22 protein-coding genes and 1 pseudogene are annotated in these 24,585 nt (G+C 72.5%); 10 read left to right on the top strand and 13 right to left on the bottom strand.

The window, feature by feature from the left end; all coding sequences use genetic code 11:
- Positions 1-33 precede the first annotated feature (33 nt).
- Together ACFYRX_RS10150 and ACFYRX_RS10145 are read left to right on the top strand one after the other, a co-directional pair.
- A complete protein-coding gene (locus tag ACFYRX_RS10150; protein ID WP_389097884.1) occupies positions 34-483 on the top strand; it encodes a DUF742 domain-containing protein in 450 nt (149 codons plus the stop codon).
- A complete protein-coding gene (locus ACFYRX_RS10145; protein WP_389097883.1) occupies positions 470-1,072 on the top strand; it encodes an ATP/GTP-binding protein in 603 nt (200 codons plus the stop codon). The genes ACFYRX_RS10150 and ACFYRX_RS10145 overlap by 14 nt, the downstream gene beginning before the upstream one ends.
- A 32-nt stretch (positions 1,073-1,104) precedes the next feature.
- Here the strand turns inward: ACFYRX_RS10145 and ACFYRX_RS10140 are convergent, their stop codons facing one another.
- Genes ACFYRX_RS10140 through ACFYRX_RS10130 form a run of 3 tightly spaced genes read right to left on the bottom strand, consistent with a single transcriptional unit; the run spans position 1,105 to position 3,613 of the window.
- Positions 1,105-1,773, bottom strand: a complete 669-nt coding sequence (locus ACFYRX_RS10140) for an ABC transporter permease (RefSeq protein WP_389097882.1) — start codon at positions 1,771-1,773, stop codon at positions 1,105-1,107.
- On the bottom strand, positions 1,770-2,477 hold the full coding sequence (locus ACFYRX_RS10135; RefSeq protein WP_389097881.1) for an ABC transporter permease: 708 nt from the start codon (positions 2,475-2,477) through the stop codon (positions 1,770-1,772). The genes ACFYRX_RS10140 and ACFYRX_RS10135 overlap by 4 nt, the downstream gene beginning before the upstream one ends.
- Positions 2,474-3,613, bottom strand: a complete 1,140-nt coding sequence (locus tag ACFYRX_RS10130; RefSeq protein ID WP_389097880.1) for an ABC transporter ATP-binding protein — start codon at positions 3,611-3,613, stop codon at positions 2,474-2,476. The genes ACFYRX_RS10135 and ACFYRX_RS10130 overlap by 4 nt, the downstream gene beginning before the upstream one ends.
- A gap of 277 nt (positions 3,614-3,890) precedes the next feature.
- Between ACFYRX_RS10130 and ACFYRX_RS10125 the strand changes: the two genes are divergently transcribed.
- Entirely contained in the window at positions 3,891-5,912 is a 2,022-nt protein-coding gene (locus ACFYRX_RS10125) for an ArnT family glycosyltransferase (protein WP_389097879.1), read from the top strand.
- Between the two features lie 73 nt (positions 5,913-5,985).
- On the opposite strand, the gene ACFYRX_RS10120 is transcribed toward ACFYRX_RS10125, so the two are convergent.
- Genes ACFYRX_RS10120 through ACFYRX_RS10110 form a run of 3 tightly spaced genes read right to left on the bottom strand, consistent with a single transcriptional unit; the run spans position 5,986 to position 8,772 of the window.
- Complete coding sequence (locus tag ACFYRX_RS10120) at positions 5,986-6,708, bottom strand: FAD:protein FMN transferase (RefSeq protein WP_389097878.1); 723 nt, start codon at positions 6,706-6,708, stop codon at positions 5,986-5,988.
- An 8-nt stretch (positions 6,709-6,716) separates the two neighbouring features.
- Positions 6,717-7,421 (bottom strand): FMN-binding protein, encoded by a 705-nt coding sequence (locus ACFYRX_RS10115; RefSeq protein ID WP_389097877.1) that lies wholly within the window; start codon positions 7,419-7,421, stop codon positions 6,717-6,719.
- Between the two features lie 10 nt (positions 7,422-7,431).
- Positions 7,432-8,772, bottom strand: a complete 1,341-nt coding sequence (locus tag ACFYRX_RS10110; protein ID WP_389097876.1) for a ferric reductase-like transmembrane domain-containing protein — start codon at positions 8,770-8,772, stop codon at positions 7,432-7,434.
- A gap of 149 nt (positions 8,773-8,921) precedes the next feature.
- On the opposite strand from ACFYRX_RS10110, the gene ACFYRX_RS10105 reads away from it, so the two are divergent.
- From ACFYRX_RS10105 to ACFYRX_RS10095, 3 genes are read left to right on the top strand one after another with little or no spacing between them, the layout of a single operon-like run.
- Positions 8,922-9,611, top strand: a complete 690-nt coding sequence (locus ACFYRX_RS10105; RefSeq protein WP_389097875.1) for a response regulator transcription factor — start codon at positions 8,922-8,924, stop codon at positions 9,609-9,611.
- Between the two features lie 38 nt (positions 9,612-9,649).
- On the top strand, positions 9,650-11,065 hold the full coding sequence (locus ACFYRX_RS10100) for a sensor histidine kinase (protein ID WP_389098218.1): 1,416 nt from the start codon (positions 9,650-9,652) through the stop codon (positions 11,063-11,065).
- 52 nt (positions 11,066-11,117) lie between these two features.
- Complete coding sequence (locus ACFYRX_RS10095; protein ID WP_389097874.1) at positions 11,118-12,119, top strand: NAD-dependent epimerase/dehydratase family protein; 1,002 nt, start codon at positions 11,118-11,120, stop codon at positions 12,117-12,119.
- A gap of 400 nt (positions 12,120-12,519) precedes the next feature.
- On the opposite strand, the gene ACFYRX_RS10090 is transcribed toward ACFYRX_RS10095, so the two are convergent.
- Both ACFYRX_RS10090 and ACFYRX_RS10085 read right to left on the bottom strand, forming a co-directional pair.
- Entirely contained in the window at positions 12,520-13,632 is a 1,113-nt protein-coding gene (locus ACFYRX_RS10090) for a sensor histidine kinase (protein ID WP_389097873.1), read from the bottom strand.
- Between the two features lie 2 nt (positions 13,633-13,634).
- Positions 13,635-14,348 (bottom strand): response regulator transcription factor, encoded by a 714-nt coding sequence (locus ACFYRX_RS10085; RefSeq protein ID WP_389097872.1) that lies wholly within the window; start codon positions 14,346-14,348, stop codon positions 13,635-13,637.
- A 103-nt stretch (positions 14,349-14,451) separates the two neighbouring features.
- Here ACFYRX_RS10085 and ACFYRX_RS10080 point away from each other — a divergent pair, with 103 nt between their 5' ends.
- The 3 genes from ACFYRX_RS10080 to ACFYRX_RS10070 are packed head-to-tail and all read left to right on the top strand — an operon-like array spanning position 14,452 to position 16,681.
- Complete coding sequence (locus ACFYRX_RS10080) at positions 14,452-15,156, top strand: glycosyltransferase family 2 protein (protein WP_389097871.1); 705 nt, start codon at positions 14,452-14,454, stop codon at positions 15,154-15,156.
- Positions 15,153-15,761: a DUF2064 domain-containing protein gene (locus ACFYRX_RS10075; protein WP_389097870.1), complete on the top strand. Its 609-nt coding sequence runs from the start codon at positions 15,153-15,155 to the stop codon at positions 15,759-15,761. The genes ACFYRX_RS10080 and ACFYRX_RS10075 overlap by 4 nt, the downstream gene beginning before the upstream one ends.
- The gene (locus tag ACFYRX_RS10070) at positions 15,758-16,681 is read left to right on the top strand and encodes a class I SAM-dependent methyltransferase (RefSeq protein WP_389097869.1); all 924 of its coding nucleotides are present in this window, start codon (positions 15,758-15,760) and stop codon (positions 16,679-16,681) included. The genes ACFYRX_RS10075 and ACFYRX_RS10070 overlap by 4 nt, the downstream gene beginning before the upstream one ends.
- Before the next feature lie 292 nt (positions 16,682-16,973).
- On the opposite strand, the gene ACFYRX_RS10065 is transcribed toward ACFYRX_RS10070, so the two are convergent.
- A complete protein-coding gene (locus ACFYRX_RS10065; protein ID WP_389097868.1) occupies positions 16,974-18,200 on the bottom strand; it encodes a molybdopterin-dependent oxidoreductase in 1,227 nt (408 codons plus the stop codon).
- A gap of 113 nt (positions 18,201-18,313) precedes the next feature.
- Between ACFYRX_RS10065 and ACFYRX_RS10060 the strand changes: the two genes are divergently transcribed.
- Positions 18,314-19,654 (top strand): hypothetical protein, encoded by a 1,341-nt coding sequence (locus ACFYRX_RS10060; protein ID WP_389097867.1) that lies wholly within the window; start codon positions 18,314-18,316, stop codon positions 19,652-19,654.
- A gap of 30 nt (positions 19,655-19,684) precedes the next feature.
- Here ACFYRX_RS10060 and ACFYRX_RS10055 read toward each other — a convergent pair whose 3' ends face one another.
- From ACFYRX_RS10055 to ACFYRX_RS10040, 4 genes and pseudogenes are all read right to left on the bottom strand, one after another.
- On the bottom strand, positions 19,685-21,151 hold the full coding sequence (locus ACFYRX_RS10055) for an ABC transporter ATP-binding protein (RefSeq protein WP_389098216.1): 1,467 nt from the start codon (positions 21,149-21,151) through the stop codon (positions 19,685-19,687).
- Between the two features lie 129 nt (positions 21,152-21,280).
- Positions 21,281-21,688, bottom strand: a pseudogene (locus tag ACFYRX_RS10050) (ABC transporter permease subunit); the annotation flags it as partial.
- Positions 21,689-22,053: 365 nt separating this feature from the next.
- A complete protein-coding gene (locus tag ACFYRX_RS10045; protein WP_389097866.1) occupies positions 22,054-23,013 on the bottom strand; it encodes an ABC transporter permease in 960 nt (319 codons plus the stop codon).
- Positions 23,010-24,575 (bottom strand): ABC transporter substrate-binding protein, encoded by a 1,566-nt coding sequence (locus tag ACFYRX_RS10040; RefSeq protein WP_389097865.1) that lies wholly within the window; start codon positions 24,573-24,575, stop codon positions 23,010-23,012. The genes ACFYRX_RS10045 and ACFYRX_RS10040 overlap by 4 nt, the downstream gene beginning before the upstream one ends.
- Positions 24,576-24,585: the final 10 nt, after the last annotated feature.

Raw genomic sequence — 24,585 nt, 5'->3', positions numbered from 1 at the left:
GCACCGCCCGGCCGGAGAGGAAGACACACAGCCATGTCGGACGGCCGCACTGAGAGCGGTGCAGGCGAGGACGGCGGCCGACCACCGGGCCCGGACCCGGTGGTCGGCCCCGTCGCCGCCGTACGGCCGTTCCTGGTGACCGCCGGCCGGGTGGCACCCGCTCCTTCCGGACGGACGATGCCGGTGGAGACCCAGGTGGTGGCCACCGCCGAGGGGCTCGCCGTGCTCGACCGACTCTCCTTCGAACAGCACGACATCGTCGCCGCGTGCCGGATCCCGCAGTCCATCGCGGAGATCGCGGCCCGGCTGCGGCTGCACCTGAACGTGGTCAGGATCCTCGCCGAGGACCTGCGCACGGCGGGGCAGCTGACGGTGCACGTGCCCGACACCGACATCACCCACGACGCCTCCGTCCTGCGCAGGCTCATCGACGGCCTGCGTGCCATCCCCGACTCCCGAGGGGTACTCCGTGACACCGACTGAACCGGCCACCCGGCCCTCGGCCGCGCCCGCCGCCGCCGTACGACCGCCGCTGCCGGTCAAGATGGTGATCGCGGGCGGCTTCGGGGTGGGCAAGACGACCGCGGTCGGCTCGATCTCCGAGATCGAGCCGCTGACCACCGAGGCCGCCATCACCGAGGTCGCCGCGGGCGTGGACGACCTCAGCCACACCCCGCGCAAGACCACGACCACGGTCGCGATGGACTTCGGCTGCATCACCGTCGACCCGACCCTGAAGCTGTACCTGTTCGGCACGCCCGGGCAGGAGCGCTTCGGCTTCATGTGGGACGACATCGTCGAGGGGGCCCTCGGCGGTCTCGTCATCGTCGACACCCGCCGCCTGGACGACTGCTACGCGGCGGTCGACTACTTCGAGCACAAGCAGATACCGTTCGCGGTCGCCGTCAACGCCTTCGACGGCAGGGTCGAGCACACCTTGGACGAGGTCCGCTGGGCCCTCGACGTCAACGAGCGCATCCCGGTGATCGTCTTCGACGCGAGGGAACGCGGCTCGGTGCGGGACGCCCTGCTGGTCGTGCTGGAACAGGCGCTGGCACGCACCCGGGCGTGAGGAGGGCCGGGGGAACTCCCCCGGCCCGTCACTCAGTTGCTCCTGAGCACACCGCGCGACACGGTGAGCCTGGTGATCCCCCAGAACAGCGCCAGGGTCACCAGCGCCATCAGCGCGACCAGCGTCGCGCCGCCCACGACCTTCTCGTAGTTGCGCTGGTACAGCCCGTCCACGATGTACCGGCCGAGCCCGCCGAGCGAGACGTACGCCGCGATGGTCGCGGTGGAGACGATCTGGATGGCCGCCGAGCGCAGTCCGCCGAGGATCAGCGGGAGCGCGACGGGCAGTTCGACCCGCAGCAGGATCTCCGCCTCGTGCATCCCCATGCCCCGCGCGGCGTCCACCGGGGACGGGTCGACGGACCGCATCGCCTCGTAGGTGGTGACGAGGATCGGCGGTACGGCGAGGACGACCAGCGGGATCATCACGTTGATCAGTCCGAACCCCAGGGACAGGGTCATCAGCACCAGCAGACCGAACGTGGGCAGCGCCCGTCCCGCGGTGGCGATGAGGGAGAGCGTGTTGCCGCCCCGACCGTAGTGCCCGGTGACCAGCCCGACCGGCAGCCCGATCGCGGCGGCGAGGGCGAGCGCCTCCAGGGTGTACTGGACGTGCTCCCACACCCGGGTGGGGATGCCGTCGTAGCCGTGCCAGTGGGCGCTGTCGCTGAAGAAGCTGTTGATGAAGTTGAGGATGTTCACCGGGCCGTGTCCTCCAGGGCGAGGGCGGCCGGGTCGGGCCGGCCGGCCTTCGGTGTCGAGTGCGCCCGCCGCGGCATCCACGGCGTCAGCAGCAGCCGTACGGCGACCAGCAGGCCGTCGACGAGGAGCGCCAGGACGGCCATGGTGAGCACGGCGTTCCAGGCGAGTTCGGGCCGGTTGTAGATGGTGGCGTCGTTGAGCAGGTTGCCGAGCGCGCCCTGGTTGCCGATGAGGGCGCCGACGCTGACGAGGCTGATGCTCGACACGGTGGCCACCCTGAGCCCGGCGATGATGGCGGGCACGGCGATCGGCAACTGGACCTGGACGTATCGGCGTACGGGCCCGAAGCCCATCGCCGTCGCGGCGGCCAGGGTCTCCTGGGGCACCGAGCGGACGCCGTCGACGATCGCCGGGACCAGGATGACGAGGGTGTACACGGTGAGGGGGATCATCACCGTGAGTTCGGTCTGGCCGGTGTAGTCGATGAGGACCACGAAGAAGGCCAGCGAGGGGATGGCGTACAGCACGGTCGTCACCCACAGCACCGGCGGGTACAGCCACCGGAAGCGCACGCACAGCTGGGACAGCGGCAGCGCGATCACCAGTCCGGCGAGCACCGGCAGCAGCGCTTCCCTGAGGTGCAGGCCGATCAGACCGAGCCAGCTGTGCTGGAGGTCGCTGGGGATGTCGAAGAAGCCGTTCATCCGGCGGCCTTGGAGGCCTGGTCGCTCACGGTCGCCTCCGCGTGCGCTCCGCGGATCGCCTCGCCGATGGACTGCTGGGAGACCACACCGGCCACCCGGCCCTCGGCGTCGACCCCGACGGCCCAGCCGGTGGGCGAGAGCACCGCGCAGTCCAGCGCGGCCCGCAGCGAGTCCGTACCGGCCACGAAGGGCCGCCCGTACGGCAGCAGCCGCCCGGTGTCGACGCTCCCGGCGGTCAGGTCCCGCGGCTCGCTCCACCCGAGGGGCCTGCCCTCCACGTCGGTGACGAGGAGATAGGGAGCCTCGGCCGCACCGCGCGCGGCGATCTGCTCGGCGGTGGCGTCGACCGCGACGACCGGTCCGGTGAGCAGTGCGAGGTCCGCGGAGGAGAAGAAGGAGAGCCGCCGGATGCCCCGGTCGCTGCCGAGGAAGTCCTCGACGAACGCGTCGGCGGGGTCGGAGAGCAGTTCGGCGGGCGGCGCGTACTGGGCGAGCTTGCCGCCGGTGCGCAGTACGGCGACCATCGTGCCGAGCTTGACGGCCTCGTCGATGTCGTGGGTGACGAAGACGATGGTCTTGCCCAACTCGCCCTGGATGCGCAGGAGTTCGTCCTGGAGCCCCTTGCGCACGATGGGGTCGACCGCCGAGAAGGGCTCGTCCATCAGCAGCACCGGCGGGTCGGCGGCGAGCGCCCGGGCCACACCGACGCGCTGCTGCTGTCCGCCGGACAGCTGGTAGGGGTACCGCTTGGCGAGCGAGCCGTCGAGACCGACCCGCTCCATCAGCTCCCGTGCCCGCGCCCGCGCCTTGTCCTTGCCCCACCCGAGCATCCGGGGCACGGTGGCGATGTTGTCGATGATCGTGCGGTGCTGGAAGAGCCCGGCGTTCTGGATGACGTAGCCCATGGACCGGCGCAGCGTGTTGACCGACTGCTGCCTGCTGTCCTTGCCGTCGATCAGGATGGTTCCCTCACTGGGTTCGACCATCCGGTTGATCATGCGCAGGGTCGTCGTCTTGCCGCAGCCCGAGGGGCCGACGAGGACGGTGATCGAGCGGTCGGGAATGTCCAACGAGAGGCGGTCGACCGCCACCGTTCCGTCCGGGTACCGCTTGGTGACTGAATCTATCCGTATCAAAGCGCCGAATACCCTTCGGGTCTGGCAGAAATTGTCCGCATTCGACCAGCTCAGCGGGTCGTCCGCCAGAGTCTAGACGGCTTGTGTTACGCCGTCGCGCCGAGGCCGTCCACCCGTCAGGCCCGCGAGCAGCCACGACGGCGACGAAGAGAGCGGGGCTGTGGGCCTCCTGTGAATCCCCTGATTCTCATCCCTCGTTCAGCGCAGGCACAGGGATCACCCAGCACCGGACCCGACGGTCGTCACAACCACCGCTCGGAGACCTGGAGTACATGCCATGACGACCCTCGCCCCGCCGCCCGCGCCGACCGCCCAGGACGGCAGGCACCGGGCCGTGCCGCCCGCCGCGAGCAGCCGGCTCCGCAGACTGTTCACCGGTGCCCCGGAGGATCCCCGCTGGGCTCGCCCCGCCCTCTGGGCCGTCCTGGTGCTGGCCACGGCGCTGTACGCCTGGAACCTGTCGTCCATCACCGGAAACACCTTCTACGACGCGGCCGTGTACTCCGGCACGAAGAGCTGGAAGGCCTTCTTCTTCGGCGCCCTCGACTCCGGCAGCTTCATCACCGTCGACAAGCCGCCGTTCGCCCTGTGGGTGATGGGCCTGTCGGCCCGGGTCCTCGGCTACGGCACCTGGCAGCTGATGCTGCCGATGGTGGCCGTGGGCACCGGCTCGGTGGCCCTGCTGTACCGCATGGTCAAGCGGGACTTCGGAGCCGTCGCGGGCACGGTCGCCGCGCTCGCGCTGACGCTCACGCCGATCACCGTCGCCATCACCCGGGACACCAACCCCGACCCGGTCCTGGTCTTCCTGATGCTGCTCGGCGCGGCCGCGCTGATGAAGGCCGTGCGCACCGGGCGGCTGATGCCGCTGGTGTGGTCCGGTGTCGCGATCGGCTTCGCGTTCAACACGAAGATGATGCAGGCGTACGTCGTCCTGCCGGCGTTCTTCCTGGTCTACCTGTGGGCGGCCAAGGGCTCGCTCGGCCGCCGTGTCCGCAACCTCGCCGTCGGCACCGTCGCGCTGGTCGTCTCCAGTGCCTGGTGGATGGTGGTCGTCGACCTCGTCCCCGCCTCCTCCCGGCCGTACATCGGCGGTTCGACCGACAACACCGTGTGGGACCTGGTCATCGGCTACAACGGCTTCGGCCGGATCTTCGGCGCGAGTTCCTCGGTCGGCTCGCAGGGCAACGGCGCGAGCTTCGGCGGTGAGGCGGGCCTGTACCGGCTGTTCAACAGCATCGTGGGCGGCCAGATCTCGTGGCTGATCCCCTTCGCCCTGATCGCCCTGGTCGGCGGTCTGGTGCTGCGCGGCCGGGCTCCCCGCACGGACGCCGAGCGGGCGGCGCTGATGCTGTGGGGCGGCTGGTTCGTCTTCCACTACCTGACCTTCGCCCTCGCCGAGGGCACCTTCCACCCGTACTACGTCACCGCCATGGCGCCCGGCATCGCGGCCCTGGCCGGTATCGGCGGCGTGATGCTCTACAAGGCCTTCCAGGAACGTTCGGCGGCGAAGTGGAGCTGGGTGCTGCCCGCGGCGATCGCGGTCAGCACGGTGTGGTCGGTCGTCCTGCTCCAGCGGGTCTCCGGCTCCGGGACGCTGTACACGGTCGCCGAGATCGTGGCCGGGGCGGCGGGCGCGGTCGCGGTGACCGGGCTGCTGCTCGGCCGGTTCACCAAGCGGCAGCGGCTGACGGGCATCGCGGCCCTCGCTGCGGTCGTCGCCCTGCTCGCCGGTCCCGCCGCCTACTCGGCGTCGGCGGCCACCTCCTCCACCAACGGCACCAACCCGACGGCCGGTCCCAGCACCGGCGGCATGGGCGGGGGCGGGGGCATGGGCGGCGGAGGCCGGCGCCCGAGCGGTTCCACGAACTCCGGCAGCCAGTCGATGGTTCAGCCGCCATCGGGCAGCGGGTCCGCCGCCGCGTCCGACTCCAAGGCCGCCGGTGGCGGCATGGGCGGCGACACCCAGGTCTCCTCCGCGATGGTCTCGTACCTGAAGAAGAACCAGGACGGCGCCACCTGGCTGGTCGCCGTCGCCACCGACCAGACCGCCTCCTCGCTCATCCTGGACTCCGGTGAGCCGGTGATCTCCATGGGCGGCTGGTCCGGCTCCGACAACGCGATGACCCTCGCGGGGCTCAAGAGCCTCGTGAAGTCCGGCAAGCTGCACTACATCGTGGTGAGCGACTCCGGCCAGGGCTCCTCGAACTCCGAGATCTCCACCTGGGTCAAGAAGAACGGCACCGCGGTCTCCGCTTACAGTGGCCTGTACCGCCTGGACGCCTCCGACGTCGGCTGACGAACCCGCGCGGGTGCACAGCGGGCGGGCCGCCGGTGAACACACCGGCGGCCCGCCCTCGTCACGGGTCTCCTCAGGCCGCTGCCGGGAACCCCGGCGTACGCAGCACCTGTCGCCCGGCGTCCACCGCGAACACCTCGCAGCCGGGCAGGGAGGCGGCCCACTCGACTCCCTCGGGGCCCATGGCGAAGGCCGCCGTGGCGACGGAGTCGGCCTCCGTCAGCGTCGCCGCCACGATCGTCAGGCTGAGCAGGCCCGTCGCCGGGCGGCCGGTGCGGGCGTCCAGGATGTGGTCGCCGCGTTCGTAGCGGGCGGAGGTGGCGACCGCTCCGTCGGTCAGCTCCAGGACCGTGCACAGCTTGTCGGCGTGTTCGGGGTGCCGTACGCCCACGCGCCAGGGGCCGCCGCCGGCGAGCACGTCACCGCCCGCGTTGAGGACGAACCGCGTCGCGCCGGCCGTCGTGAGCAGCCGCGCCGCCCGCTGCACCGCCCAGCCCTTGACCACCGCGCAGGGGTCGAGACGGCGACCGGGCGGCCGTACGTCGAAGGCGCCGCCGGTGGCCTGCCGGTAGTGCTCGCTCAGGGCGAGGATCTCGCGCAGGTCCGCGCTGAGGTCCTCGCAGGACAGCTCGCCGCGGTCGTACCGCGACACCTCGCTGTCCTCCTTGAACGGGCTGAACCGGGCGTCCGCCTCGCGCAGCCACCCGAAGGCCGCGTCCGCCGCCGATTCGGAGACGTTGTCGTCGTCGACCCGGAGCGAGACGGGGAAGCTCATGACGTGTTCGACGCGGTGCATCGCGGAGATCAACCCTTCGCGTCGATCGCGGCCTGGAGGGACTCCTTGTAGCCGTCGCTGGTGATGGTCGCACCGGAGACGGTGTCGATGTCCGCGCTCTGCGCCTCCAGGGTCTCCGACACCAGCTGCGGCACGGCGGCCGTCGTCTGCGGGTGGTTCGGCTGCTGGAGCATGGTGACGGCGCTGATCTTGTCGCCCTCGAAGGTCACCTGGACCTGGACGGTGCCCTTCTCCGTGTCGACCGCGGTGCCGTCGACAGTCTTGGCCGACTCCTCGGTGGCCGACGCGGACGGGGAGGACGAGGCCTTGGCCGCCGTCTTCGCGTTGTTGTCGATCGCGGCCTGGAGGGACTCCTTGTAGGCATCGCTGGTGATCGTGGCGCCGGAGACGGTGTCGATGTCCGCGCTCTGCGCCTCCAGGGTCTCCGACACCAGCTGCGGCACGGCGGCCGTGGTCTGCGGGTGGTCCGGCTGCTGGAGCATCTTCACGGCGGTGATCTTCGTACCGGCGAAGGTCACCTGGAGCTGGACGGGGCCCTTCTCCGTGTCGATCGTCGTCGTGGTGACCACGTTCGTACCGGACGTCCCGGAGGAGGACGTCGAGGGCGCCGGCGTGGTGGTCTGGACGGTGGAGGTGGCGGCCGAGGGCTGGTAGAGCCACACGGGGACCAGACCCGCGATGCTCAGGACGACGACAGGTATGGCTCGTTTCACGGTGTCTTCCTCATCCAGCCAGGCTGAAGCGCTCGAAATGGGTCTGCGCCTTGGGCACGTTCAGCTCCCGCAGGCTGCCCAGCACGGCGTTCATCATCGGGGGCGGTCCGCACAGGAAGACGTCCCGCTCCGCGATGTCGGGCACGAGCCGTGCCAGCTCGCCCGCCGCCAGCTTGTCGGGCACCGGAGGCCCGGTGACCAGGTGGAGTTCGGCGCCCTTGGCGAGCGCGAGGTCGCGCAGCTCGTCGTAGAGGACGGCGTCCCGGTCGGAGCCGACGCGGTAGATGACGACGGCGTGGCCGTGCAGTTCCTCGAGGAGGGCCCGGATGGGGGTGACGCCGACGCCGCCGGCGATCAGGACGGACTCGGGGCGGGTGCGGTGCAGGGCGGTGAAGGCGCCGTAGGGGCCCTCGGCGAAGACGCGGGTGCCGACCTTGAGGTGCCGCAGGGCGGCGCTGCCCTCTCCTGCGGCCTTGGCGGTCAGGCGCAGTGTCCTGCCGTCGGGGGCGGCGGACAGCGAGAAGGGGTTGGCCTGCCACCAGCGGTCGGCGGTCAGGAAGCGCCAGAGGAAGAACTGGCCTGCGCGGGCGGGCAGTTGGTCGAGGTCCTTGCCGCTGATGTAGACGGAGACGACGTTGTCGCTCTCGGGGACGACGGCGGTGACCCGGAACTGGTGGCGCCAGTTCCGCCACAGCGGCAGCACCGCGCGGCCCAGAGCTATCGAGCCGAGGGCGACGCCCCAGACGCAGTACCAGTACGCGGTGGCGACGGACGAGGACGTGAAGGTCGTACCGACGGAGACCTGGTGGGTGAAGGCCAGGACCACGGCGACGTACGTGTACAGGTGGATGAAGTGCCAGGTCTCGTAGGCGAGGCGGCGCCGGGCGTAGCGGGCGGAGACCGCGCCGATCACGAGGATCAGGAAGAACGCGACGACCGCGCGGAAGACGCCCTCGGTGGTCTCGGCGAGGTCGACGATCTCGCCGATCGGGCCCACGTCGGTGCCGTCGGCGTAGCCGAAGCTGATGAAGACGACGTGCGCGAGCAGCGTCCACAGGAGGGCGAAGCCGGTCCAGCGGTGCCAGGAGGTGAGCCGGTCCATGCCGATGCGGTGGTCGAGCCAGGGCAGACGGGCCACGAGGACCAGCTGGAAGGCCATGACGAGCGCGGCGTACAGGCCGGTGAGGCGGCCGAGCACGATGAGCGCGCTGGAGGCGAAGCCGGCCTGGGCGAAGAACCAGGCGACCACCGCCGCGTTGGCGGCCAGCACGGCGTACAGGCCGGTGCGGGCCACCACCCTGGGGCGTTTTATCGCCGTGGGGGGCGCAGGGGGCGATTGGACGGTCGTCACGGACTAGCTCCTTGATGGGGGCCTGGGTAACCGAGCTTCTCCGGGGGGAGCTGTCGATTCGCTGTCGTACAACTTTCAAGAGCTTATCGATGTGTTCCCGGGAGCCACCCCGCTCTGGTTTTCCGGTCGCCGTGAAGCACTATGAGCAGGTGGAAAAAGTACGACTCCTCGTCGTGGACGACGACCCGCCGATCGCCGATCTCGTGGCGACGGTCGCCCGCTACGAGGGCTGGGAGGCGGTCACCGCGAACTCCGGCGAGGAGGCCCTGAGCCGCGCCGCGGAGTTCCGTCCCGACATCGTGGTGCTCGACCTCATGCTGCCCGACATCGACGGGTTCGGCGTCCTGGACCGGCTGCGGCGCTCGGGGACGATGGTGCCCGTGGTGTTCCTCACCGCGCGCGACGCGGTCGCCGACCGGGTGGCCGGGCTGACCCGGGGCGGCGACGACTACCTCGTCAAGCCGTTCGCCGTGGAGGAGCTGATGGCACGGCTGCGGACGGTGCTGCGGCGCAGCTCCGGACCGGGCTTCCAGCGTTCGGTGCTCCAGGTCGCCGACCTCACGATGGACGAGGACACCCGCGAGGTGCGCCGCGGCGACAAACTGCTCACGCTCACCCCGACCGAGTACGAGGTGCTCAGGTACCTGATGCGCAAGTCACCGACCGTGCTGACCAAGGCGCAGATCCTCGACCATGTGTGGGAGTACGGCTTCGGCGGGCGCTCCAACGTCGTCGAGCTCGTCGTCAGCCGGCTGCGCCGCAAGCTGGAGGACACGGGCGAGCCGCTGATCCACACCGTGCGGGGCTTCGGGTACGTGATCCGGCAGGCGGCCGGGTGAGATCCCTCCTCGGCCGGCTGCGCTCCACCTACCGGCGGATGCGGCTGGGCACCCGCCTCGCGCTGGGCCTCGGGGTGCTGGCCCTGATGGTGTTCGGCGTCGTCGGCACGGCCCTGACGACGTACATGCGGGACTACCTGTCGGCGCAGCTCAACGACCAGCTGTCGCTCGCGCAGGGCGCCCAGTCGAAGAGCATCGCGGACTCCGGCACGCTCGCCGGCAAGAAGTACTGGGCCTGGTACTACGCGGTGTACGACATCAAGGACGGCGTCCCCGAGCTGCGCAAGCCCGAGGATCCCACCGACCTGCCGACGGACGTCGACGAGTTCACCACCGTGGCGAAGGCGCAGACGGTCGCGCACACCGAGGTGCTGGCCACCGAGCACCTCCAGGGCCAGGGCGACTACCGGCTGCGGGCCTGCGAGGTCGAGCCCGGGGTGGTCCTGGTCAGCGCTGCCCCCATGGACGACATCGACGCGACCGTACGGCGGCTGATCACGGTCCAGGTCGTCGCCTTCGGGCTGGCCCTGCTGGTGCTCGTGGTGATCGGCCGCAAACTGCTGCGGCGCGGGCTGAAGCCACTGAGCGACATGGCGCACACCGCGCACGGCATCGCCCTGCACGACCTCACCGAGACGGCGTCCCGGCTGCCGCTGCGCGCGGACAAGCGGGGCGGCGGACCGGAGGTCGAGGAGCTGCGGACCGCGTTCAACACCATGCTGGAGCACATCGACGACTCCCTCGCCGTCCGCGCGGAGGCCGAGCAGCGGCTGCGCCGGTTCGTCGCGGACGCCTCGCACGAGCTGCGCACGCCGCTGATGTCCGTACGGGGCTACGCGGACCTCTTCCAGTACGCCGCCGCGAACGCTCCCGAGGAGCGCGACAAGCACCTGGCCCGGCTGCGTGCCGAGGCCGCCCGCATGGGCTTCCTCCTGGACGACCTGCTGCTGCTCGCCCGCCTGGACGCGGCGGAGGTCGAGACGCCGCTCAGGCCCGTCGAGGTGGACCTGGTGGAGCTGGTGGAGCAGGCGGCCGACGCCTTGCGCGCGAGCCACCCGCACCATCCGCTGACGGTGACGCCGGGCCCTCAGGCCCTGAAGCTGCGGCTCGACCCGCAGCGCGTCCGGCAGGTCCTCGACAACCTCCTCACCAACGCGGCCATGCACACCCCGCCGGGCACCGAGGTGTCGGTCGGGGTACGGGTACGGGACGGTCACGCGCGCGTGCGGATCGCGGACGCGGGTCCCGGCATCCCGGCCGCCGACCAGGAGCGGGTCTTCGACCGCTTCTACCGCGTCGACAAGGCCCGCAGCCGGGACCGGGGCGGCAGCGGCCTCGGCCTCGCGGTGGCCGTCTCGCTGGTCCGGGCCCACGGCGGCTCGATCGAGCTGGACAGCGAGCCGGGCGCGACGGTGTTCACGGTGTCGTTCCCGCTGAGTCTTACGAAGCCGTGACGTGACGGCGCGGACCGGCTCTCCAGGCCGGTCGGGGCCCTAGCTTGGGCACATGCGTGTACTGGTCACCGGCAGCGCCGGTTTCATCGGGTCCCCGATCGTCGAGGCGCTCACGGCCCACGGCCACGAACCCGTCGGGTACGACGTCCGGGCCGACCCGGCGTGCGACGTCCGGGACCCCGACGCCGTGCGGCGCGCCCTGACCGGCGTGGACGCGGTGTGCCACCAGGCGGCGATGGTCGGCCTGGGCGTCGACTTCGCCGACGCCCCGCAGTACGTCTCGCACAACGACGTCGGTACGGCGGTCCTGCTCGCCGCGATGGCCGAGGCGGGAGTACGGCGGCTCGTGCTGGCCGGGTCGATGGTGGTGTACGGCGAGGGCCGCTACACCTGCGCCCGGCACGAAACCGTACGGCCGGGCCCGCGAGCCGTCGCCGACCTGGACGCGGGGCGCTTCGAGCCGCCGTGCCCGGCGTGCGGCGCGGACCTCTCCCCCAGCCTGGTCGGCGAGGACGCCCCGGTCGATCCGCGGAACGTCTACGCCACGACCAAGCTCGCCCAGGAGCACCTGGCGGCGGCCTGGGCACGGGCCACGGGCGGTTCGGCGGTGGCGCTGCGCTACCACAACGTGTACGGCCCGGGCATGCCCCGCGACACCCCGTACGCCGGCGTCGCCTCCTTCTTCCGCTCGGCACTCGCCCGCGGCGAGGCCCCGCGCGTCTTCGAGGACGGCGGCCAGCGCCGGGACTTCGTGCACGTACGGGACGTGGCCGCGGCCAACGTGGCGGCGCTGGAGGCGAGTTCACCCACGGGTGCGCTCACCTCGTACAACACCGGCAGCGGCGAGCCGCACACGGTCGGCGAGATGGCGCGGGCACTGGCGGACGCGTACGGCGGCCCCGCCCCCGTGGTCACCGGGGAGTACCGCCTCGGGGACGTACGGCACATCACGGCGGACTCGGCGCGGCTGCGGGCGGAGCTGGGGTGGAAGGCGGAGGTCGGCTTCGCCGAGGGAATGCGGGAGTTCGCGGGCGCGGGGATGAGGGACGCGTAGCCCGCGGTGGACCGGTGGTGCCGCCCGTGAAAGAAAGCGGCCGCGGGCGGCATCACCTCTGACCGGGGGCCCCGGACACCCGAGCGTCGTCCCGAGAGCCCGCAGTAGCCACGGCTCAGACAGCGACCACTGCCTGGTTCCGGGCAGCTGGACCGACCTAGGGGCGCGGGGCTGTGTTGATATGCGGCTCCGCCGCGCGGGCGCGACCAGCCCCCACCGGCCGGCAGCCGAAAACCATGCGCCACCCCAGGCACCGGCGGTTGCCACAACTCGCGGCCACCGCTTGATTTCCGGGCGACTGGTCCAACCCAGGGGCGCGGGGCTGTGTCGATATGCGGCTCCGCCGCGCGGGCGCGACCAGCCCCCACCGGCCGTCAGCCGAAAACAACGCGCCGCCGGCTCAGGAAACCGTCGCCGGGAGCAATACCTCGAAGCGGCAGCCGCCCGGCACGTTGCGTACGGTGGCCCGGCCCTCGTGGGCCTCGACGATGCCCCGGACGATGGCGAGGCCGAGGCCCGCTCCGGCGGGCGGGGTCCGGGCGTGCGTGCCGCGCCAGCCGGTGTCGAAGACGCGGGGCAGGTCCTCCTCTGGGATGCCTCCGCAGCCGTCCGTGACGGACAGGACGACCCCCTCGGCGCGGTGCTCGGCGGCGATCGCGACCGTGCCGTCGGCCGGTGTGCGGCGGATCGCGTTGACGAGCAGGTTGCCGAGGACCCGGCTCATCTCCTTGCCGTCCACCTCGACCGGTACGGCCGCCACCCGGTCGCCGACCAGCCGTACGCCGTACTCGCGCGCCAGCGGGTCGACGCCCGCGAGCGCGTCCGAGACGAGGTCGTACAGGGAGATCCGGCTCGGGCTGAGCGCCAGCGCCCCCGCGTGGATGCGGGAGAGTTCGAAGAGGTCGCCGACCATGTCGTTGAGCCGCTCGACCTCGGTGCGGATCTGACGGAGGTAGCGGGCGGGGTCGGCGGCGACGCCGTCCTCCAAGGCCTCGGACATCGCGCGCAGACCGGCGAGCGGGGTGCGCAGGTCGTGGGAGATCCAGGCGACGAGTTCGCGCCGGGAGGACTCCAGGGCACGCTCCCGCTCCCGGGACTCGGCGAGCTTGGCGCTGGTGGCCTCCAACTCGCGGCTCAGGTAGGTGAGTTCGGCGGTCGTGGCGCCGCCGGGCGAGGTGAAGTCGCCGCCGTCGCCGAAGGAGCGGGCGGCGAGCGCGAGGGCCCGGCTGCGGGCGGCGACCCAGCGGCCCAGCAGCAGGGCGGTGACGAGGGAGACGACGGCGGCCATCAGGACGACCGTCCAGACGACGCTCAGGTCGTGCCCCGACAGGAACATGGCCTGGGCGACCGCGAGGGTGCCCGCGAGCATCGCGGTGACGGCGACGGCGGCGACCACGGTGAGGTGCAGGGCGAGCGAACGGCGCCGGATCAGCAGCAGCACGAACGCGCCGAGGAGGCCGGCCGCGACCGCGCCGAGGAAGGAGTAGAGGGCGATGAGGAGGGTGTCGCGCATGGTCAGGCCTCCGTTTCCGGGCCGTCGAAGCGGTAGCCGACGCCCCACACGGTCTGGATCAGCCGGGGCCTTGCCGGATCGTCCTCGACCTTTCCCCGCAGCCGCCGCACATGGACGGTGACGGTCGACAGGTCGCCGAAGTCCCAGCCCCACACCTCGCGCATCAGGTCCTCACGGCCGAACACCCGGCCGGGGTGCCTCAGGAAGAAGACGAGGAGGTCGAACTCCCGGATGGTCAGGGCGAGTTCGACGCCGCCCTTGAGGGCGCGGCGGGCCCCCGGGTCCACCGAGAGGCCGGCGGCGCTCAACTGGCCGGACGGCTGGGAGGGTCGGGTGCGGCGCAGCACGGACTCCACGCGCAGGACCAGTTCGCGCGGGCTGAAGGGCTTGGTGACGTAGTCGTCGGCGCCGACCTCCAGGCCCAGGATCCGGTCGTCCTCGTCACCGCGTGCGGTGAGCATGATGACCGGGACGGGACCGCGCCCCCGCATCCGGCGGCACACCTCCAGGCCGTCCATGCCGGGCAGCATCAGGTCGAGGACCACGAGGTCCGGCCGGTGCGCTGCGGCCCGGGCGAGCGCGTCGGGGCCGTCGGCGGCCCGGTCCACGGCGTATCCGGCCCGGTCGAGGTACCCGGAGACCACTTCGGCGACGGTGGGGTCGTCGTCGACGACGAGGACCCTGGGCCGGGTCTGTGCGTACTGCTGCTGCTCCATGCCGCCAGCCTCGCACCGTGCGCGCACATGTGCGTCCGACGGCCGCCGACGTCCTTGTTTCGTAAGGAGCTGGAGTCCGGTTTGTCGGGTTTGCGCTCGTAGGGTGAAAGTCGTGACGACCCCTTCCGCAAACAAACCGACGGCGTCCGTGGACGTCGTGCTGCCCTGTCTCGACGAGGCCGAGGCGCTGCCGTGGGTGCTGGAACGCATCCCGCCCGGCTGGCGCGCGCTCGTCGTGGACAACGGCTCCAGGGACGACTCGGCCCGTATCGCCCAGGCTCTGGGCGCGACCGTCGTCCGTGAGGAGCGGCGCGGTTTCGGCGCCGCCTGCCACGCCGGGCTGACCGCGGCCACGGCCGACATCGTGTGCTTCTGCGACTGCGACGCCTCGCTGGACCCGGCGGACCTGGTGCCGTTCGTGCACGAGGTGCTGGGCGGTGAGGCGGACCTGGTGCTCGGCCGGCGCCGTCCGCAGGCCCGCGGTGCCTGGCCGCCGCATGCCCGGGCGGGCAACCTCGCGCTCGCCCGGCTGCTGCGCCGCCGTACCGGGCTGCGCCTGCACGACCTGGGGCCGCTGCGGGCCGCCCGCCGCGAGCCGCTGCTCGCCCTCGGCCTCACGGACCGGCGCAGCGGCTACCCGCTCCAGATGGTGGTGCGGGCGGCCGACGAGGGCTGGCGGATCGCCGAGCACGACGTCCCGTACCACCCGCGCACCGGCGTCTCCAAGGTGACGGGCACCTGGCGGGGCACCTGGCAGGCGGTACGGGACATGAGCCGCGTCCTGAACGAAGAGGGGGTCCACGCGTGACCACACTGCTCGTCATCGCCAAGGAGCCGCGGCCGGGCCGGGTCAAGACCCGGCTGACTCCGCCCTTCACCCCGGAGGGGGCGGCGGCGCTGGCCGAGGCGTCCCTCGCGGACACCCTCGACGTGGTGGCCCGCACTCCCGCCCGGCGCCGGGTACTGGTCCTGGAGGGCATGCCCGGCCCCTGGCTGCCGCCCGGGTTCGAGGTCGTACCGCAGTGCCCGGGCGGTCTCGACGAACGGCTGGCCGCGGCCTTCGCGGGCTGCGAAGGACCGGCCCTGCTGATCGGTATGGACACCCCCCAGGTCACGGAGGAACTGCTCACGGTGGACTTCGCCGGCTGCGACGCGTACTTCGGTCCCGCCGAGGACGGTGGCTTCTGGGCACTGGGTCTGGCGGCACCGGATCCCTCGCTGTTGCGCGGGGTGCCGATGTCGACGCCGCACACCGGGGCGGCCCAGCGAGCGCGACTGGCCGGCCTGCGAGTGCGGGAGCTGCCCGTCCTGCGGGACGTGGACACGGCGTACGACGCGGAGCTGGTCGCGAAGGAGGCGCCTCACGGGCGGTTCGCGGCGGCATTGGGGCGGATGGCCGGGGTGAGCCGGTGAGCGGGGCCCGGGAGACAGTGGTCCGGGTCGGCCGGCAGACTGGCACAGTCACGCCGGGCAGGCTTTCCGGCTCCGGAACCCACACCGCTTCCCTGCGGCCGGACCGCGAGTCCGACGACCCGCCTGGTCCGCCCGCCGACCCCACCCACGCCCCGGGCGAGGACGGCACCTGGTCCTCCGACCCCTACGCCCACGCGCTCCGCACCGGCCGGGGCCCGCTGTTCCTGCGCCGCTCCGACGGCCGGCTGCTCCTGCTCGAACTGGAACGCTGGTGCGCGGAGGCGGACGCGGCGGACCTGGAGGTGCTGCGGCGCTGCGAGGGCGCTGTGCTGGACGTGGGCTGCGGGCCGGGCCGGCTGGTCGCGGCGCTCGGCGCACGGGGCCGGAAGGTGCTGGGCATCGACGTGAGCGAGGCGGCCGTCGCCCGTACCGTCGCGCTCGGCGGGCAGGCCCTGCGGCGGTCCGTCTTCGAGCCGGTGCCCGGCGAGGGCCGCTGGGGCACCGCGCTCCTCATCGACGGCAACGTCGGCATCGGCGGCGACCCGCAGGCCCTGCTCCTCCGGACGGCCGAACTCCTCGCCCCCGGTGGCCTGTTGATCGCCGAGACGGTCACCGGACCGGACCTGGACGAGCGGGTCCAGGTGCATGTCACCGACGCCCGGGGAGCCGCAGGCAGCCCGTTCCCGTGGGCCCGGCTCGGCACCCCGGCACTGTTGCGGCACGCGGCCCGCGAGCGCTGGACGCGTGTGGATCAGTGGACGGCGGGCGGCCGTTCCTTCGTCTCCCTGCGCCGCCGCGGGAGCGTCGCCCGGCCCCGCCGTGCGACGAACACCACCGCAGAACCGCCGAACAGCACGGCCGTCACCAGCAGCCAGCGGGCCAGGAAGCCGTCCGGGGACAGGCCGGTTGCGGAGGCGTAGCGGTCGGCGACCTGCCCGCCGATCATCGGGAACCACACGAGCAGGAGCAGCAGGGAGAGGGCGGCGGGGACCCGGACGTACAGGACGTGCCGGCCCGCCGTCCGCACGAGCACACGGTCCGCCGCCGCGTACAGCGGCAGCAGCACCAGGTCGTGCAGGACGGCCGCCCCCACGAACCACAGGCCGACCCCGAACCAGTCCCCCGCGAGCAGCCGCACCCCCGCGTACCCGGCGAGCGCGAACGAGCAGACGAGCAGCAGGAGTTGAAGGGGGCGGCCGAGGGGGATCCGCATCACAGGTCTCCGAACGTCAGCCGGGCCACCCACTTGGTGTTCAGCACACCGGGCGCCGCGGGCACGATGATCCGGGCCGGGTGGCCGTGATCGGGGGTCAGGTCCGCGCCGTTGACGGACAGGGCGAGCAGGGAGCGCGGGTCGGCGACCTGGTTGGCACGCAGGGCGGCCCGCCGGAAGGAGCCGTGCCGTTGCAGCGACTCCACGAAGACGTCCGGCGGATCGTTCTCGTAGCCGACGAGCGCCGCGAGGTCCCGCAGCCGCACTCCGCGCCACCACTGATCGGAGGTGGACCAGCCCTCCACGCAGGCGATGGGCAACGCCGAGCTGTGCAAGGGAAGTTGGAGGAGGTCGGCGCGGCTCAGCCGGACGGTCCGGCCCGCGCGCCCCACGACGACCAGCCGCCAGGCCTCCGCGCTTCTCTCGACCGGGTCGATCCCGGCGTACGCGGCGGTCTTGTTGATCTGGAAGCCACCGGGTCCGGAGCCCGGTTCGGCGCCCCCGTGGGGGGCGAGGAGGGCCGTTCGGCGCAGCACGCCATCGAAGCTCCGCCCGGCCGTGGTGAGGAACAGCAGCAGTGAGCCGCCCCCGACGAGCCAGAGGGCACCGCGCCGGGACACGGTCGGCTCGGCGGGATCCGGTGCCACCAACTCGGTTTTCTCCTCCCGCAGTTGACGCAGATTGCGCAGGGCGAGCGGCAGCTTCAGCACCGCGTGGGCGAGGAACGCGGCGAAGAACACCCACGCCCCGTAGAAGTGCAGCGGGTAGAAGGATCCCGGGAAGACGTAGTCGAGCTGGACGTTGAGGACTCCGGTCACGAACTCGAAGAGCGCGCCGCCGACCAGCAGCAGGAGGGAGATCCGCTCCAGGGCGTGGGTGAGCGAGCGTGCGGGCGGCAGCGTGAACAGCTTGGGCACCACCGACCACAGCTTGGCCAGCAGGACCGGGATGAGCGTGATGCCGAGGGTGACGTGGACGCCCTGGTTCAGCCGGTACAGCCAGTGCGGGTCGGTCGGCCAGGAGAAGAGGTAGAACCCGAGGAGCCCCTTGTCCGGGGTCTTGTCGTTCACCGGCGACAGGTCCGGGTTGTAGGCGGCGTACGACAGCAGCCCCGTCACGAACAGCAGCGTGATCCCGCCGAGGAGGACGACCCCGAGGACCGAGGTGAGCCAGGGGCCGCGCAGCGGGCTGCGCCAGAAGGACGGGGAGAAGGGAGACCGTGCCATGCGTCGACCGTAGGCCCGGCCCGGCCCGGAAACGGGTGCGCGAACCATGACGAAAGTCTGACGTCCGCGCACGTCAGCCACTCGGAGGCAGCCACGCGGCCTAGCGTTCCCCCGTGAACAGGAACCTCCTTCGTGACCTGTACGCGGCCGGGTGTGCCGTGGTCCTGGTGGTGGCCGCCGTGCTCGTCGGCCGGGCGATCCAGCACCGGGACGGCTCCCTCCGCGTCGACTGGCCTCCTCTGCTGGCGAGTTGGGATCCGCATGTGGGCCCCGGCACCCCGGCGGCGGTCGTCGTCGCGGCGGCGGTGGTGGCTTACGGCCCCACGCTCGCCGCCCGGCTGCCCTGGCGGCCCCTGCTGTTCGCCGTCTGGGGCGCCGGGCTGGCATGGACCTGGTCCCTGGCCCTGGTGGACGGCTGGCAGCGGGGCGTCGCCGGGCAGCTGACGAGCCGGAACGAATACGTCCCGGCCGTCGGCCGCTTCCACGACATCCCGGCGGCCCTGCGCGACTTCGACCGGCACATCCTGATCGGCTCACCGGACAACTGGGGCGCCCATGTCGCCGGGCACCCCCCGGGCGCAACCCTCACTTTCGTCCTGCTGGACCGGGTCGGGCTGGGCGGCGGGGGCTGGGCGGGGGCCTGGTGCATCACCGTGGGCACGACGGCGGCGGTCGCCGTCCTGATCGCCGTACGGGCCCTCACCGACGAGTCACTCGCCCGCCGGGCCGCTCCCTTCCTGGTCCTGGCCCCGGCCGCGGTCTGGGTGGGGACCTCCGCGGACGGGTACTTCGCGGCGGTGGCCGCGTGGGCCGTCGCCCTGCTCGCCCTCGCGGTCCGGGGCCACCGGCCGGCGCTGACCGGCTTCGCCTCGGGGCTGCTGTTCGGACTGACGGTGTATCTGTCGTACGGCCTCACGCTCATGGCCGTCGTCGCGGGGGCCGTGCTGCTGCTGGGCTCCCGGCGGCCCCTGGGGTTCGTCCTGGCCGGGTTGGTGGTGGTGCCGGTCGTGTTCACCGTGCTGGGGTTCGACTGGTGGGAGGCGTACCGGCTGCTCGTCACCCGGTACTACCAAGGCGCGGGCGGGGTGCGGCCGTACGGGTACTGGGTGTGGGCGAACCTGGCGGGCACGGTGTTCATCGTGGGGCCGGCGACGGTGGCGGGGTTGCGGCGGGCCGTCGTCCGGCTGCGCAGCCGCCGCGGCTCGTCGCGCCTCGTCTCCGCGCCGCCGGACCGTGGTGAACGGCGGCTCGGTCTGCTGGTGTGCGCCGCGCTCCTGGCCCTGCTCGTCGCCGATCTGTCCGGGATGAGCAAGGCGGAGACGGAACGGATCTGGTTGCCGTTCGCGGTGTGGCTGCTGCCGGCGTGCGCGTTCCTGACGGGGGCGCGGGGGTGGCTGGCCGGACAGGCCGTGCTGGCGCTGCTCGTCAACCACCTGCTGCTCACCGGGTGGTGAGGGCGAGGCCTGCGCAGTGCCTTACGGCCATCAGCCGTCCCTCTCCCCCACGAGTTCACCGCCGTCCAGTACTGCGACGCGGTGTGCCAGGCGCGCGGTGTCCAGGTCGTGGGTGATGAGGACCAGGGACAGGTCGTCGCGCTCCCGCAGCAGACCGGCGAGGAGGTCGAGGATGCCGCGCCGGGTGACGGTGTCGAGGCCGGAGGTGATCTCGTCGCAGATCAGCACCCGGGGGTGGGCCAGGAGAGCGCGGGCGAGGGCGGCACGCTGGAGTTCGCCGCCGGAGAGCGCGCCGGGGAGGCGGTGGGGCAGGTCGTCGTCCGTGAGGCCGAGACGAGTGAGGGTGACGGACGCCTCGTCCCTGGCCGCCTGTGCGTCGACGCCCCGCAGACGTACGGCCGTGCGGGCGATCTGGTCGAGGACGGGCCGGTGCTCGTCGAAGGCGGCCCGGGCGTCCTGGAACACGTACTGCACGGCGGCGAGTTGGGCGCGGCTGCGGCGGCGCAGGGTGTGGGGCAGCGGCGTGCCGTCGAGGAGAACCTCACCGCCGTGGTCGCGGTGGAGCCCCGCCAGGCAGCGGGCGAGCGTGGTCTTCCCGCTGCCGGAGCGGCCCACGACGGCCAGGCATTCGCCGGAGTCGATGCTGAGGCGGTGGGTGCGCAGGACGGTGGCCTTGCCGTGCAGTGCGGTCAAGTTCCGTACCTCCAGGAGACGTTGCCCTTCGGTCGCCCCGGGGCGGTCCATCGGGCCCTCGTCGAGCAGTCGGCGGGTCCAGTCGTGCCGGGGCGCGCTCCACAGCCGCTGCGCCGGGCCCGACTCCACCACCCGGCCCGCCCGCATGACCAGGACCTCGTCGGCGAGCGCGCGGACCACATCGAGGTCATGGCTGAGCAGCACGACAGCGATACCGCGCGCCGCGACCGCCGCCAACTGGTCGACGATCCGGCCTTTGGTCAACGCGTCCTGCCCGGTGGTCGGTTCGTCGGCGACGATCACCCGAGCGCCGAGGAGGAGTGCCTGGGCGAGGACGACCCGCTGCTGCTGACCGCCGGAGAGCTGATGCGGATAGCGCCGCAAGAGACGTTCCGCGTCCGGGAGTTGGGCGAGCTCCAGCGCTTGAAGAACCAGTGCGCGGGCCGCCTCACGGCGTTCGGCGCGGGGCAGCCCGCGGACCCGGGGACGGGCGATGTCGTGGAGAAGCGCGGTGATCCTCCTGGCGGGGTTGAGAACGGCCGCGGGATGCTGCGGCACATACCCCACCGGCCCGTCCGCCGCCACGCGCACCCCACCGGTGACCCGCGCGCCGGGCGGGAACTCGCCGAGCAGGGCGAGCCCGGTGGTGGTCTTCCCGCTTCCGGAAGCCCCGACCAGCGCGGTCACCTTCCCGGGCACCACCCGCAGGTCGACGCCGTCGACCAGAAGCCGGCCCCCGACCTCGACACGCAGACCACGAAGTTCGGCGACCGGTGAACCCGCAGCCCCTCGGCACCCCACCACGGGTGCGGGCGACTGCGCGGCAGGGCGCGACCGTGCCGCACCCGCCCGACGCTTCGTCCCCGCGGATCCCACCGCGTCGAACAGCAGGTTCGTGCCCGTGGTCAGCCCCACGATCAACACCGCGGGCACCACCACGGCCCAGGGCTGCACCAGCAGCCCCGTGCGGTTCCGGTCCACCATGACCGCCCAGTCCGCGGCATCCGGGGCCACCCCGACGCCGAGGAACGCGGCCGTGGACACCAGGTACAGCACCCCGGTCAAGCGCACACCCGCGTCGGCGGCGAGCGTGCGCAGGATCGACCGGCCGACATACCCGACGCCGATCCGCCACCGGCTCTCCCCCTGCATCCGCAGTGCCTCCACGGCGGGCCGGGCGGCCGCCTCCCCCGCCGCGGTCCGCACGATCCGCGCCGCGTCGGGCACGTTGACCAGCGCCACGAGCAGCGCGAGACCGACGGCGCCGGGGGAGAACACGGACGCCACCAGCAGGATCGACAGCAGGGAGGGAACGGCGAGCAGCACGTCCAGGGGCCGCATCAGGGCGTCCTCCAGCCGCCGCAGACGAGTGAGCGCCGCGACGAGGCCGACCGGCAGCGCGACCAGATAGGCGAGGGCCGTCGCGGCGAGCGCGGTCACGACGACGGTACGGCCGCCGAGCAGCACCTGGCGCCACACGTCCCGGCCCACGAAGTCGGTGCCGAGCCAGTGGCCGCCGCCGAGTGTGAAGGAGACGGCGCGGGGGCCGGGGCCGCCGGCGAGGAGAGGGCCCAGAAGGGCGAGGAGGACGGGGACGGCGATGACCGCGAGCCCGAGGACGAAGCGGCCGGACCGGCGGCGTGCCGGAGCAGCCGTGGGACGGTCGTCTCCGCGTGTGCGTACGGCTGTGCTGTCGGACGTCGATGTCATGCCGCCACCCCCGCTCTCGGCGTCAGCCGGTGTGCCACCAGGTCCGCCCCCAGGTTCAGTACGACCGTCAGGGCGCCGAACACCACGGCCAGCCCCTGCACCACCGGCACATCGCGCTCGGCGACCGCGTTGAGGAGGACCGTGCCGAGGCCGGGGATCACGAAGAGGGCCTCCACGACGATGACGCCGCACAGCAACCAGTCGACGGTGCGGGCGAGTTGCTGGACCGCCGGGGCCAGGGCGTTGGGCAGGGCGTGGGTGTAGTGGACGCGGGCGCCGGGGACGCCGTAGCGGCGGGCATGGACCGTGTACGGGGCGGCGAGCGCGTCGACCATGCCCGCGCGGACCAGGCGGGACAGGGAGCACACCGGGCGGGAGAGGAGGACGAGCACCGGGAGGACCAGGGCGGCCGGGTGGCCGGTCAGGTCTGTGCCGTAGCCCACGGCGGTCGGCGGCAGCCAGGCCAGTTTCAGTGCGAACACCGTCACCAGGAGCACTCCGAGGGCGAATTCGGGCACCGCGTACACGGCGAGCGTCACGGAGCTGACCAGCCGGTCGACGAGCCGTCCCTCGTGCCGGGCCGCGAGCACACCGAGGCCGAGGCCGAGCGGGATCAGCAGGGTCAGGGTGAGCGAGGCCAGCAGCAGGGTGGGGCCGAAGCCGTCGGTGATGTACCGGCTCACCGGCCGGCCGGACGTCAGGGAGGTGCCGAAGTCGCCGTGCGGCAACCCCGAGGCCCAGTCGGCGAACCGTTCGTACGCGGGCCGGTCCAGGTGCATGGACTCGCGGATCGCGGCGATGCGCGCCGGGTCGGGCTGGTCGCCTGCGAGGGCCACCGCCGCGTCGCCCGGCAGCGATTCGGTGAGTGCGAAGACCAGCAGCACCACGGCCGCGGTCTGCACGGCACCGAGGATCAGCCGCCGGGCGACGAAGGAACGCAGACCGCTCGTGGTCACGCGAGCCAGACCTTGTCGAAGCGGGCCCAGTCGAGCGTGTTGGCGGGAGCCCCGGCCTCGACTCCCTTCACCTTGCGGGCCGTTCCGATGATCCAGTCGGCGAACCCCCAGACGAGGAAGCCGCCCTCGGCGTACAGGCGGCGCTGCATCCGCTCGTAGACGGCGGCCCGTTCGGTCTTGTCACGGGTGGACTGGGCCTGCTCGTAGAGCGCGTCGAAGTCCTTGTGCCGCCACTTGGTCGCGTTGGTCGTGGAGTCGGTGAGCAGGCGCTGGGAGATGTGGGCCTCGATGGGCATGGCGCCGGAGCGGTAGCAGCACAGGGTGCCGTTGTCGAGGATGTCGCTCCAGTAGGAGTCCTTGCTGCCCATCCTCACGTCGACGGTGACGCCCGCCTTCGCGGCCTGGTCGCGGAAGATACCGGCGGCCTCGGTGAATCCGGCGGCGACGGCCGAGGTGTCCAGGGTGACCTTGAGCTTCTCGGCACCGGCCTGCTTGAGCAGGGCGCGGGCCCTGTCGAGGTCCTGTGCGCGCTGCGGGAGACCGTCGGCGTAGTACTCGTAACCCTTGCCGAACAGGTCGTTGCCGACCACGCCCGCGCCGGACAGCGCGCCGTCGACGAGCTCCTGGCGGTCGGCGATCAGGAAGAACGCCTCACGCACCCGCTTGTCGTCGAAGGGGGCCCGGTCGGTCTTCATGCAGAACGCCTGCATGGCGCTGCCCCGCAGCCGCACGATCTCGATCTGCCCCTTCCCTTCATGAGCGCGGGCGGTGGTGGGACCCAGCTCGTGGGCGTACTCGATCTGACCCCCGAGCAGGGCGTTGACGCGCGCCGACTCCTCGTTGGCGACGATGAGTTCGAGCTCGTCGAGGTGCGGGGCGCCCTCCCAGTAGCCGTCGTGGCGGCGGAAGACGGCGGAGCGGCCGGGAGCGAAGGAGACGAGCCGGAAGGGCCCGGAGCCGATCGGCTTCCTGTCGAAGTCCTTGGCGCCCTCAGGGACGATGTACGCCCCGAAGGCGGCGAGGATGTTGGGGAATTCCGCGGTGGGCCGCTTGAGGACGAACTCGATCGACCGCTGCCCGGTGGCGCGGCTCGCGTCGAGGTCGATGGGATCCAGGGACGCCTTGGCGCGGAAGGCTCGGTCGGGGTCGGCGATCCGGCGGTAGCTGTAGAGGACGTCCCGGGCGGTGACCGGCCTGCCGTCGTGGAAGGTGGCCTCGCGCAGGGTGACCTGCCAGCGGGCCAGGGTCTTGTCGGCCTCCCACCTGGCGGCCAGGCGGGGCTGGGCGGACAGGTCGGCGCCGTAGTCGGCGAGCTTGTCGTAGAGGGCCTTGGCGCGGGCGACGTCGGCGAACAGGTTCGCCAGGTGCGGGTCGAGGGTCTCACTCGCGCCGCCGCCGGCGAACGCGGCGCGCAGTCGACCGCCGCGTTTCGGGGTGCCGTCACCGCTCGGGGACTCACCGGAGCCGGAGCCGCCACAGCCCGCCAGGGCGAGTGCGGCGGCGCCGGAGGTGGCGGCGAGGAACCCGCGTCTGCGCAGGCCGGGAAAACGTTCGTCGTACATGGGTGGTCCT

Origin of the sequence: Streptomyces sp. NPDC005374 (assembly GCF_042872225.1) — a bacterium.
In the GTDB taxonomy this organism is placed as follows: domain Bacteria; phylum Actinomycetota; class Actinomycetes; order Streptomycetales; family Streptomycetaceae; genus Streptomyces.
Note: the sequence above shows the minus strand (reverse complement) of the source record. Positions and strands in the feature narration are given on the sequence as shown.